The 11138-nt window shown below is 53.3% G+C and carries 9 protein-coding genes; 7 read left to right on the top strand and 2 right to left on the bottom strand.

Annotated elements, in window-relative coordinates:
• Positions 1 to 26: 26 nt before the first annotated feature.
• The gene (locus ABEW34_RS30445; RefSeq protein ID WP_430165157.1) at positions 27 to 956 is read right to left on the bottom strand and encodes a tyrosine-type recombinase/integrase; all 930 of its coding nucleotides are present in this window, start codon (positions 954 to 956) and stop codon (positions 27 to 29) included.
• Positions 957 to 1557: 601 nt separating this feature from the next.
• Positions 1558 to 3072, bottom strand: a complete 1515-nt coding sequence (locus ABEW34_RS30440) for a phytoene desaturase family protein (RefSeq protein ID WP_430165155.1) — start codon at positions 3070 to 3072, stop codon at positions 1558 to 1560.
• Between the two features lie 242 nt (positions 3073 to 3314).
• On the opposite strand from ABEW34_RS30440, the gene ABEW34_RS30435 reads away from it, so the two are divergent.
• Genes ABEW34_RS30435 through ABEW34_RS30405 form a run of 7 tightly spaced genes read left to right on the top strand, consistent with a single transcriptional unit; the run spans position 3315 to position 11109 of the window.
• Positions 3315 to 4730 carry an aldehyde dehydrogenase family protein gene (locus ABEW34_RS30435; protein WP_430165153.1) on the top strand — a complete coding sequence of 472 codons (1416 nt, stop codon included), beginning with the start codon at positions 3315 to 3317 and terminating at the stop codon, positions 4728 to 4730.
• Entirely contained in the window at positions 4727 to 5896 is a 1170-nt protein-coding gene (locus tag ABEW34_RS30430) for a glycosyltransferase (RefSeq protein ID WP_430165151.1), read from the top strand. Before ABEW34_RS30435 ends, ABEW34_RS30430 begins: the two co-directional genes overlap by 4 nt.
• Positions 5845 to 6462 (top strand): hypothetical protein, encoded by a 618-nt coding sequence (locus ABEW34_RS30425; protein WP_430165148.1) that lies wholly within the window; start codon positions 5845 to 5847, stop codon positions 6460 to 6462. The genes ABEW34_RS30430 and ABEW34_RS30425 overlap by 52 nt, the downstream gene beginning before the upstream one ends.
• Before the next feature lie 49 nt (positions 6463 to 6511).
• Positions 6512 to 8011 (top strand): phytoene desaturase family protein, encoded by a 1500-nt coding sequence (locus tag ABEW34_RS30420; RefSeq protein WP_430165145.1) that lies wholly within the window; start codon positions 6512 to 6514, stop codon positions 8009 to 8011.
• Complete coding sequence (locus ABEW34_RS30415) at positions 8008 to 9531, top strand: phytoene desaturase family protein (RefSeq protein WP_430165143.1); 1524 nt, start codon at positions 8008 to 8010, stop codon at positions 9529 to 9531. The genes ABEW34_RS30420 and ABEW34_RS30415 overlap by 4 nt, the downstream gene beginning before the upstream one ends.
• A complete protein-coding gene (locus ABEW34_RS30410; protein WP_430165140.1) occupies positions 9515 to 10387 on the top strand; it encodes a phytoene/squalene synthase family protein in 873 nt (290 codons plus the stop codon). The genes ABEW34_RS30415 and ABEW34_RS30410 overlap by 17 nt, the downstream gene beginning before the upstream one ends.
• Positions 10384 to 11109 carry a carotenoid biosynthesis protein gene (locus ABEW34_RS30405; protein WP_430165137.1) on the top strand — a complete coding sequence of 242 codons (726 nt, stop codon included), beginning with the start codon at positions 10384 to 10386 and terminating at the stop codon, positions 11107 to 11109. Before ABEW34_RS30410 ends, ABEW34_RS30405 begins: the two co-directional genes overlap by 4 nt.
• Positions 11110 to 11138 lie beyond the last annotated feature (29 nt).

The following is an 11138-nucleotide window of genomic DNA, read 5'->3' as shown; positions in this document are numbered from 1 at the left end:
ATTTATAGTTATTAGGAGGTTTTTTCTCAGATCTCAAGGCTGTTTCTAGGGTTATATTTAGTTAGCACTTGTTTTTTGCGTTCGATGGACACTTCGGTGTAGATTTCGGTGGTGCTGACGCTGGAATGGCCGAGTATTTCTTGGACGGAGCGTAAATCGGCACCATTATTGAGCAAGTGAGTAGCGAACGTATGGCGCAAGTAGTGAGGGGTAGCTTTTTCGTTAATCTTCGCTATGTCCCGATACTTATAAAAAATATCCTCAATCGCGTAAATAGATAAGGAGTTGCCATATTTGTTTATGAAAAAAGCTTTTGCTTTAGGCTCCAGTTGTGACCGAAGCGAAAGCCAGCGCTCGAGCTTATGAATCACCTCATGGCTAGCGATGTAGAGCAGGCGTTCTTTTCGACCTTTGCCGTAAATCAGCAGCGTTTGCTCTTGAAGATTAAGATCCTCAAGCTGAATGCCAACTAGCTCGCCAATGCGTATTCCTGTGGCAAATAGGAGCTCTATAATGGCTGAATTACGACTGCTCATAATTTTGCGATAATTAGTGCGCGGATTCAGCATTTCTTTCTCTGTCGTCTGTAGTAAGGTAGTCACATCTGCTATCGTTAAAGTTTTAGGAATCCGCTTTGATAGCTTAAAGCTGGATCTGCCAATGGCACTAGGTAATTCAAAGGCAACGCCTTGTGTAGTCAAATATTTGATAAAAGCTTTTATGGAAAAATGCTTGCGTTTAATGCTCGTTTCTTTCATTTGTTTAGCCTGCAACGATTGGAAATACGAATGGATATGCTGAGGCTCAATATCACCTTGAACGGTATCGCTAATCCATTTAGTGAGGTCGCTTAGATCATAATAATAGGCCTTTATCGTTTTGTCGGTTAAATTGCGCTCCATCTTGATTTGCTGCAAATAGGACTGTGCATAGGCAGATAGGTCGATGACGTTCAAAGTTGCATTCCTCCGCTAGTTGTCGATTTTGCTATTGTAACACCCCGCATAGCCTTCTGTCGTTTAGCCATAGGTATGTATCACTTAAAGCAGATATTTAGCAGAGCAAGTAGAATAGATCCCTCCAGAAAAAAAGGTATCGCCCCAGAAGCTTTAGCTAGGGAAATACCTTATTTGTATATTAATTTAATGGTCGTACAGCTTGACGATCCAAGGTAAACGAAAAAGAGAATAGCTCTGACTTTGGGGCAGCAGGGATAGGAGGTGCTCTCGCTTTTGGCGGACTGACGTTCCGCTAATGAAGCGTTTTTCCCCATTTTGGCAGGTGAGCGGACTGGAAATCGCTTATTTCCTTATCATCGCGATAAAAAGGCGATTCGGGAGCCCTTAGCGGATTCTGTGTCCGAAAGCCTCTCCAATAACGACATTTGGAGGAAATAACGGCTCCTGTGGCCGCCAAAGTTCAGTAGCGACCGTTCAGCCGCCACCTTTTAGCCAATATGCTATTAAAATCGAAGCTGATTAGTTTAGCATAAACCCCTCACGCATTCCCGTCGCCCCTCGTTTGCAATGTTCGAAGGTTAACTTTAAAACTAAAATCCTACCCCGCAGTAAACCTGCCCCTAGAGCGGCTATCCGCCCGCTCTTTAATCAGGTCAGCCGTAAGCTGGCCCGACAGCGTAACCATCGGCACGCCGCCGCCAGGATGAGTGGAGCCGCCGACAAAATACAAATTGTCCAGCAGCTCGCTTTTGCTCGGGATTTTGAAGCCGCCGTTCAGCTTGCGGTCGGTGACAACGCCATAGATCGAACCGCCGTTGGCGCCATAGAGCTGCTCCAAGTCATTTGGCGTAAAGCTGTATTCGAACGTAATGTGCGAGCGCAGGTCGTCCAGTCCCATTCGCTCCAGCTTATCCAGCACAAGCTCGCGGTACGTCTCTTTGTAAATTTCCCAATCCTCGTCTGGCTTAAGCGGGGGAACATGGGTCAGCACGAATAAGTTTTGCTGTCCCTCAGGCGCCTGCGTTGAATCGGAAATGCTGGACACCCCAATATAGACGGTCGGATCAGGCGAAGGGATGCCGGAGACGAACACATCCTGAAACTCCCGCTCTGGATTGCGCGAAAACAGGAAGTTGTGATGGCGCAGCTGGTCATAGGTTTTGTCGATGCCGAGCAGCAGCACGAGGCCGGATACGGTTGGAGCATATTTTCTCATGCCGCCTGTCGCTGCGGCAGCTCCCGGATGGTGGCCGAGCAGCTTGCGATGGGTCGGAATCGCCTCCAAATTGGAGACGACGAGATCGGCGGCAAGCACCGTGCCATCTGCAAGTGTAACGCCCGTTGCCGCCTTGCCCAGCGTATTGATTGCTGCGACAGGCGCATTCGTCCGCACCTCCACGCCAAGCTCGCCCAGCAGCTTCAGCATGCCCAGCGCAATATTGTACATGCCGCCCTTGACGTAATAAATGCCGAGTCCAAGCTGCACATGGATAAGCTGAGAAAGTACGGCTGGGGCTGCATAAGGCGATGAACCAATATACATAATGAAAAAATCAAACAGCTGGCGCAAGCGCTTGTCTTTGAAAAAGCGGCTCGTACTCTGATGCATCGTGCGAAGCGGGTCCATCGCCAGCAGCTCCTTCATGCTATGCTGCCCCCGCAAGTCCTGCAGGCCGCTGAGGCTTTTGCCATAAACGCTCTTCATGCTGAGCTCATACATTTGCTGGCAGTATTGCAAATAGGCTAGAAAGCCCTTGGCATCCTCTCGCGATACGCTGCTTAGCTGCTCCAGCATCATCGGCAGATCGCCAGTCACGTCAAGCTGCGATCCATCCTCGAAAAAAGTCCGCCACTGCGGCTCCACCCGCTCGAGCGTCATATAGTCCTCCAGACGTCTGCCTGCACTAGCAAACAGCTGCTCCAGCACCCAGGGCATCGTCAAAATCGACGGGCCCGTATCAAAGGAGAAGCCTTTGCCCGAGCGGATATTCAGCTTGCCGCCTGCACGTTCCTGCTGTTCCAGGACGGTGACGTCATTGCCGTCAACCGTTAGTCTGATGGCAGCGGAAAGGCCGCCCAAGCCTCCGCCAATTACTACGATTTTTTTACTCATCGCTCGTTTCCGCCTCCCTGTTTACTAAAGCCAAATGGATATTTTTAAAAACTTGGTTATATAAACGAAAAAGATGTTTTATAATATACCGTAGGGTTAATTAATAGTTAGCTAGCTTCAAATCTAGCAGTTGCATTCCTGTAGGTCCTGTATTTAAGGTGTTGCCCATTATTGGTGAATTAAAACCTGCTAGGCTCATTTTGCCAATCGTATAAAGGCGGCCCTTGCTGTGGGGGGATTGAATGATGAAAGAAATGATTGCTGCCCGCGCAGCGGCTCCGAGCTGGAGGGCGCTTTCTGTGCGGGATAGAATTCAGCATATCCGCTCGGTGCGGCAGCTGCTCGTTCGCGATTTGGACGAGTGGATTGCGCTGCTGGGCCAAGAGGCAGGCAAGACCCCGATGGATGCGCTGACGACGGATTTACTGACGGTCATTCAAGCTATTTCTTATTATGAAAAAAATACGGCCAAGCTGCTGCGTGCCCGCCGCGTTCGCACACCATTGTGGCTCGCAGGCTCCTCCTCGCACATTACATATGAGCCTTGCGGTGTGGCGGCTATCATTGCCCCGTGGAATTTCCCGCTTCAATTGACGCTCATTCCGGCACTCGCGGCAGCTGCTGTAGGGAATACGGTGCTGCTCAAGCCGTCGGAGAAGCTGCCGCTGCTAAGCAAGCGCATTGTTGCGCTAATCGAGGAGGCTGCATTTCCGCCAGGTGTCCTTCAGCTGGTTGAAGGCGGGAAGGCGGAAGCTGAGCGCTTAATTGATGCACGGCCTGACAAGCTATGGTTTACCGGAAGCGAGGCGGCCGGGCGCAGTGTGCTGGCGAGAGCAGGGGAGCAGCTCATTCCTTGCGTGCTGGAGCTTGGCGGCAAGGACCCGATGATCGTATGTGCGGATGCCCATATAGAGAGAGCCGCTCGCGCAGCAATATGGGGTGCTTTTTTGCACAGCGGGCAGGTATGTATTAGCGTGGAACGGGTTTACGTTCATGAAAGCATTTATGCAGCCTTTCTGGCCGCGGTCGTCGCTTATACACGGGAGCTAAGGCAGGCCGGAGACGGTTCTTGGTCTGAGATTGGTGCATTAGCCACGGAAGAAGGCTGGCATAAAGTGAAACGGCTGCTGGATGATGCTGTAGCCAAAGGAGCCAGCATTGCGGCAGGAGGGCTGACGCCCGGAGCGGAGCCGCCGCTGTTTCCGCCGACCGTGCTCACCGGAGTGACGGAGGAGATGCAGCTTATGCAGGAGGAAATTTTCGGCCCGCTGCTGCCGATTATGGCCTTTCAGTCAGAGGAGGAGGTCATCCAGCTGGCAAATGCTTTGCCTTATGGGCTTAGCGCAAGCATTTTTACGGCTAATCGAAAAAAAGGGCTAGCACTCGCAGCCCGGCTGGAGACGGGAAGCTGCTCGATTAATGACGTTGTACGACATATTGGCAACATGCATTTGCCCTTTGGCGGGGTGAAGGCGAGCGGCTTCGGCCGTGCGCATGGCGAAGAAGGGCTGCTCGCCTTTTGCCGCTCAAAGTCGGTCATGGTCAATGCTGGGCGCAGAAGCTCGCAAATCAATTGGTTTCCTTACCGGGAGCAGGCATTTAACGGTCTAAAGCAGGCCATTGGCTATATGTACGGGAGAAGGAGGGGGAAGCGATGAGTCTCTCGATCATTTGGGCTGTTTTCGGCTGGCTGTGCGGCTGGCTGCTGCAAAATCGGGTAAGCCGGCTGCCGGATTGGGACATTCATGAGGGGGATGAATGGAACGGGGCAGATGATGCGAATGGAGCAGGCATGAAAAATAGCGCTATTCCGGTCTCCATTTCTGTCATCATTCCGGCACGCAATGAAGCGGCTAATATCGGCAAGCTGCTGCACGCCTTGCAGCGGCAGAAGCTGCGTCATGTAGAAGTGATCGTTGTCGATGACGGCTCGGAGGATGCAACGGCAAGCCTGGCTGCCGCGAATGGTGCCCTTGTCATTCGGGCGGAGGAGATGCCAGGCGGCTGGATCGGCAAAAGCTGGGCTTGCTGGACGGGAGCCAAAACAGCGCAAGGCGAGTTGCTTGTTTTTCTGGATGCGGATGTGGAGCTGGGCGAGGATGCTTTACAAGTGCTGGTGACCAGCCAGAAGGAGGCTGGCGGACTCGTATCGGTGCAGCCTTACCACCGAATGGAGCGTGCTTATGAGCAGCTGTCTGCTTTCTTCAATCTGATTGTCATCGCTTCGGTTGGCGACGGCGACAGCCGGGCGGGAGCGTTTGGGCCTTGCCTCATATGCCGCCGGGATGACTATTTCCGCATCGGCGGGCATGAGGCGGTACGCGGCAAAGTATTGGAGCATTTTGAGCTGGGGCGAGCCTTTAGCTCTGATCAAATGCCGGTGTCCAATTTTATGGGCTGCGAAAAAATTTCCTTTAGAATGTACCCGGATGGCCTGAGCAGCATGTTCCGCGGCTGGAGCAAAAGCTTTGCAGCAGGCGCTGCATCGACCGCGCCCTTTATAGCCTGCGCTGTAACGCTGTGGCTGGCCGGGGCCGTATCGGCTGTAACCCTAATGCTGGCTTCAATTGGGGGGCATGGCGAGGCGGATTATTGGCTGCTGGGAACAGGCGTCGCCAGCTATGCGGCTTACAGCTTGCAGCTCAGGCTATGGCTGTGCAAAACGGGGAGTTTTAAGGGCTGGACGGCACTGCTGTACCCACTTCCGCTCAGTTTGTTTATGTTATTTTTCGCTTATTCGCTGTTCTCGACCTTCATTAGGAGGAAGGTTTCATGGAAAGGGCGAGTCGTTTCAATGGACAGTCGGGAACGAGGCAAGCTATGAGCGCGCAGGCATTGCCGTCGCTGGCTGTGCTCGCTCTGAATATTGGTGGATGGCTGCTTGTCCATCTCGGCGTCTCTTATTTACATACGAGCTTGCCACAGCGCTGGTTTGCAGGACTAGGACAAGGAGCAGGTGCAGAAGCAGGAGCATCCGAGACGGTGAGCAAAGCGGAGCGCAGCAAGGAGAAGTGGCGCTTCGGCAGAGGAGCAGAGCCGAAGCAGCCTGATAAAAGCGGCGAGGAACGTTTCTACGAGCAGGTGCTCTACATCCGCTCATGGAAGGACAGCGTCCCGGATGGTAGTTTTTTGTTCCGCAGGGGATTCCAGAAGAAAAGGCTTGCTAAGCGCGGCCAAGCCTATTTCCAGGAGTACATGGGGGAGACGCTCAGAGGCGAATGCACGCACTGGCTGTCCATTGTGCCCGCGCCGTTATTTTTCATCTGGAACGAGCCTTTGTATGGCTATTTGATGGTAGGCTACGCGCTGGCGGCCAATTTGCCGTTTATAGCGATTTTGCGATATAACCGGCTGCGGCTCAGGCGAATTTGCGGATCGAGCCGTCAATGACGGGCATTTATAGAAGACTGATTCTAGCATGGGAAGGAAGAGACTATAAATGAAGACAAGGCATGTTGCTGTTGTAGGCGCTGGGCCAGGAGGACTTGCTGCCGCCATGCTGCTGGCAGGTCGTGGCTATAAAGTTACGGTGCTGGAGAAGCAGCCTTACATTGGGGGCCGAACTTCGCTGCTGCAGGTGGGGTATTTTAAGTTTGACCGCGGCCCAACTTTTTTTATGATGCCTCATTTGCTGGAGGAGTTGTTTACGGCAGTGAATCGAAAGCTTGCAGATTACGTGGAACTGATTGAGCTGGACCCGTTGTACCGGTTAAAGTTCGGAGATTCGGCATTTGAGCCCTCACGCAATATGGAGCAGACGCATGCGGAAATTGAACGGCTGTTTCCCGGTGACGGGGCAGGCTATAGACGGTTTATGCGCGATGAGGAGCTCAAGTTTGACCGCGTGTCCCCGCTGCTGCAGCGTCCTTTCAGCAAGCCGCGCGACTATATGGCCCGCGATGTGCTCGCTGCGCTGCCCAGTCTGCATGCGACGGATACGGTGTATAACCGGTTATCCAAATATTTCAAGGATGAGCGGCTTAAATACGCCTTTACCTTCCAAGCGAAATATTTAGGGATGTCGCCGTGGGAATGTCCGGGCACCTTCACGATTTTGTCCTATATGGAGCATAAATACGGGCTGTTTCATCCGGTTGGCGGCTTGAACCGGCTTTGCGAGGCGATGGGCGTGGTCATTCGTGAGTATGACGGCGTCATCTCCACCGGAATAGGCGTAAAGCGCGTGCTGACAAAAGGAGGAAAGGCAAACGGAGTATTACTGGACAACGGCGAGAAAATAGACGCTGATCATGTCATTTTGAATGCGGATTTTGCGACGGCGATGAACGAGCTGTTTGAGCCAGGAGAGCTAAAGAAATACACGCCCGAGAAGCTTGCCAAGAAAAAATATTCCTGCTCGACCTACATGCTCTACCTTGGCCTCAACAAAGAAATCAAAATGCCTCATCATACGGTGCTGTTTGCCGGCGATTATAAAACGAACGTCAATGAAATGATGGCGCAGAAGAAGCTTTCCGCAGATCCATCTATCTATGTCCACAATCCGGGCATTCATGACGGGACGCTCGCACCGAAGGGCAAAACTGCTCTGTACGCTCTCATGCCTGTGCCGAATATGACGAGTGGTATCGACTGGCAGGAGCAGGGCGCGCGCATACGGGAAAAAATGCTGCAGCGCATGGAGCAGGAGCCAGAAATGCGCGGCCTTTCCCGGCATATTGAAACCGAAGCGATGATTACGCCAGAGGATTGGCAGCAGGGCCATGGCGTTTATGAGGGGGCCACATTTAATCTGGCGCATTCCTTTAATCAAATGATGATGCTGCGCCCGCATAACCGCTTCGAGGAATATGGAAACTGCTGGCTCGTTGGGGGCGGAACACATCCCGGCAGCGGACTGCCGACGATTTTTGAATCAGCGCGAATCAGCACGCGGCTGCTTATGGAGCAGGATCGGCTGAAGGAGGGGGCTATATGAACAAGGTCGCTATTGCCGGCGGTGGGATCGGCGGCCTCATTGCGGCGCTGCTGCTCAGACGCCAAGGCAAGATTGTAACGATCTATGAACGGATGAACCGCCTCGGAGGCAGGCTCGCCTTCGAGCAAAATGGGACATACCGTATCGATCAAGGACCAACGATTGTGCTGCTGCCAGAAATGCTGCTGGACATTTTGGCCGAGGCGGGTATTGACCGCTCGCGCATTCCGCTCGTGCGCTGCGATCCGATGTACCGCATTTATTATGCGGATGGCACGGTGCTGCATAAGTGGAGCGATAGAGAGCGCCAGTTAGAGGAGCTTGGACGGTTATTCCCGGGCGAGCAGGAAGGTTTTATTCGCTATATGGCCGAGATGAAGCGTTCCTTCGTACAGGGAAAAAAAGCTTTTCTGGAGCGGCCTTTTTTGCGCAAACGCGATTTTTTTACCGTGCGCAATATCGCTCTGCTGACCAAGCTGCGGGCTTACAAAAGCGTTCGCTCCCTCGCTGCCGAATATTTTAAGGATAAGCGGCTGCACGATGCTTTCTCGCTGCAAACGCTGTATATCGGGGGCGCGCCGTTCGAGGCGCCGGGGCTGTATTCGCTGCTGCCGTATGCCGAGCATGAGTTTGGCGTCTGGTGCTTGAAGGGCGGCTATGCGAGCCTCATTCCGCTGCTGGAGGAGGAGCTTGCGCGCCAAGGCGTTGCTGTGAAAAAGAGGGCGGCCGTCAAAGAGCTTCTTATCAGCGATGGACGCTGCTATGGCGTTCGGACTGACGAAGGAGAGACGAGCTATGATGCGGTTATCTACAATGGCGAATTTCCCTCTATTGCTGGCGTACTGCCAGTGGGAGAGGCGACCCGTCCGAAAAATAAAAGGAAGGACTACAAGCCTTCATCCGGCTGCGTGCTCATTTATTTGGGCTTGAACAAGCAGTGGCCAGAGGCGTTGGCCCATCAGTTTTTTCTGCCGCCTTCGCTGGAGAAGGGGCTTGGGGAAATTTTTAAAGAAAATCGGCTGCCGGATGATCCGTCTTTTTATGTTTTTTATCCTTCCGCCTTCGATGATGCCGCTGCGCCAGCGGGGGAGAGCGCGATGTATGTGCTGATTCCATCGCCAGCCGCTCCGCATGTCGATTGGGGGCAGGAAACGCCTAAGCTGGTCGAGCGGGTGCTCAGCGAAGCGGAGCGTCGCGGGTTTCCTGGGCTGCGGGAAGCGATTCGCTGGCAGCAAGTCCGCACGCCCGCAGATGCCGAGGCTGACGGCTTGTACAAGGGAGGCAGCTTCGGCATTGCGCCGACGCTGCTCCAGTCCGCCGTTTTTCGTCCGCAAATTGTGCCGTATGGCATCGAAGGGCTTTATGCCGCAGGCGCTTCGGTTCATCCCGGCGGCGGTGTGCCGATTGTTATGCAGGGCGCAAGGCTGCTGGCCCAGCATTTATCTCCCGCCGGGGCCGTTCAAGCAGCAACAGCAAAACCCACCATGATCCAGGAGGTGCCGGATGGAAACAGCATTTAGCCTAAATCAATGCGAGGCGATGATTCGCAAAGGTTCATCCAGCTTTTATAAGGCGTTTGGATTTTTGCCAAGCCCGCGGAAAGAAGCGGTTTACGTCATTTATGCTTTTTGCCGGATGATAGACAACGCAGTCGATGAGCCGGAGCAGTCCCCGTACATGATAGGCGAGCTGGAGAAGCAGTTTGCCCAATTGGAGCAGGCGGAAGGGCATTTTATATGGCCGGCGCTTCGCTGGCTGTTTCATCATTTTCCGGTCAGCAGACAGCCGTTTTTCCGCCAAATGGAAGGACAGCGCCGCGACCTGATGCTGACGCATTACGAGACGATGGAGCAGCTTGAGGAATACTGCTACTTGGTGGCGGGAACGGTTGGCGAAATGCTGCTGCCTGTGCTGCATAACCATCCTGACGAGCAAATTGTAGAGGCTGGCATTTATTTGGGCAAGGCGATGCAAATCGTCAACATTGTGCGCGATGTTGGCGAGGATCAAGGCCTGGGCCGCCGCTATTTGCCGCTTGAACTGCTGCATCAGCATGGCTACAGCGAGCAAAGCTTCGAGGCTGGCGTCATTGACGAGCATTTCCGGGCGCTTATTCATGCGCTGGAGCGCCAAGCGAAGGATTGGTTTCACAAAGGGTTGGCGAATATAAACAGCTATCCGCCGGAAAGCGCGTTTGCGGTAGAGCTTGCGGCTGGCTTTTACGGGGCTATTTTGAATCAGGTGATTGCGAATCGTTATGACGTGTATGCGAAGCGTGCGGTCGTTGGGCCGCTGACGAAGCTGAAAATATACAAATCGATCAAAGAAAAATATATGGCGGACGTTATGCTGGAGAGTGGAGCCGTATCATTATGATGAACAAGCTGTTTCTATTCTGGTATGCGGTTGGCCTCCTTCTTATGCTGACGATTGGCGTTCCGGCGCCGCTTTCCTTCTCGAACGGCTTGTTTCTCGTCTTTTATGCGATGTATGCGGTCAGCTTGGAGCAAGGCTTGCGGGAGCGGACGTACTGGGGCTGGGGGCGCATCGCATTGGTTGGACTTTCGACATTCGGCATAGAATGGCTAAGCGTCACAACAGGGTGGCCGTTTGGCGAATACAGCTATACGCCGGTGCTTGGCTTTCTGCTGAGCGGCGTGCCTGTAACGATTGCCTGCGCCTGGGTTGGCGTATTTCTGAATGGCATGCTGCTGGCGAAGGGCAGCAATCGCTGGCTGCGGGCGATGCAAATCGGTCTGTTTACCGTCACGCTGGATTTAGTGCTCGATCCTGTTGCTTATGCGCGAGGCTTCTGGCTGTGGGAAGAGGGCGGTGCTTACTTTGGTATTCCAGCGACGAATTTCATCAGCTGGTTTCTGATCTCAGCGGCGCTTTCCCTGCTGTTTCCAGCTCGTGAGACGACATATGCCGTGCGCCGCGAAGCGGCAAGGCTGGGCCAGCTCATGCTGCTCATGTTCGGTGTGCTTGGCATGAAGGAAGGGCTGTATGTGCCAATGCTCATAGCAGTCGCTGCCGCTGCTGTGCTGGAAGGAGTCGTGATTCGCTATCATCATATCGCAAAAGAACAGATGGTTTGAGGAGGTATTTTTCCGTTACAATAAACATT

The organism is Paenibacillus algorifonticola, from assembly GCF_050481745.1.
Lineage (GTDB): Bacteria > Bacillota > Bacilli > Paenibacillales > Paenibacillaceae > Pristimantibacillus > Pristimantibacillus algorifonticola_A.
Note: the sequence above shows the minus strand (reverse complement) of the source record. Positions and strands in the feature narration are given on the sequence as shown.

Bases quoted from the DNA above. Each gene is read 5' to 3' on its own strand.
- ABEW34_RS30440 (WP_430165155.1), bottom strand. From the start codon at position 3,072: ATGAGTAAAAAAATCGTAGTAATTGGCGGAGGCTTGGGCGGCCTTTCC.
- ABEW34_RS30435 (WP_430165153.1), top strand. From the start codon at position 3,315: ATGATGAAAGAAATGATTGCTGCCCGCGCAGCGGCTCCGAGCTGGAGG.
- ABEW34_RS30430 (WP_430165151.1), top strand. From the start codon at position 4,727: ATGAGTCTCTCGATCATTTGGGCTGTTTTCGGCTGGCTGTGCGGCTGG.
- ABEW34_RS30425 (WP_430165148.1), top strand. From the start codon at position 5,845: ATGGAAAGGGCGAGTCGTTTCAATGGACAGTCGGGAACGAGGCAAGCT.
- ABEW34_RS30420 (WP_430165145.1), top strand. From the start codon at position 6,512: ATGAAGACAAGGCATGTTGCTGTTGTAGGCGCTGGGCCAGGAGGACTT.
- ABEW34_RS30415 (WP_430165143.1), top strand. From the start codon at position 8,008: ATGAACAAGGTCGCTATTGCCGGCGGTGGGATCGGCGGCCTCATTGCG.
- ABEW34_RS30410 (WP_430165140.1), top strand. From the start codon at position 9,515: ATGGAAACAGCATTTAGCCTAAATCAATGCGAGGCGATGATTCGCAAA.
- ABEW34_RS30405 (WP_430165137.1), top strand. From the start codon at position 10,384: ATGATGAACAAGCTGTTTCTATTCTGGTATGCGGTTGGCCTCCTTCTT.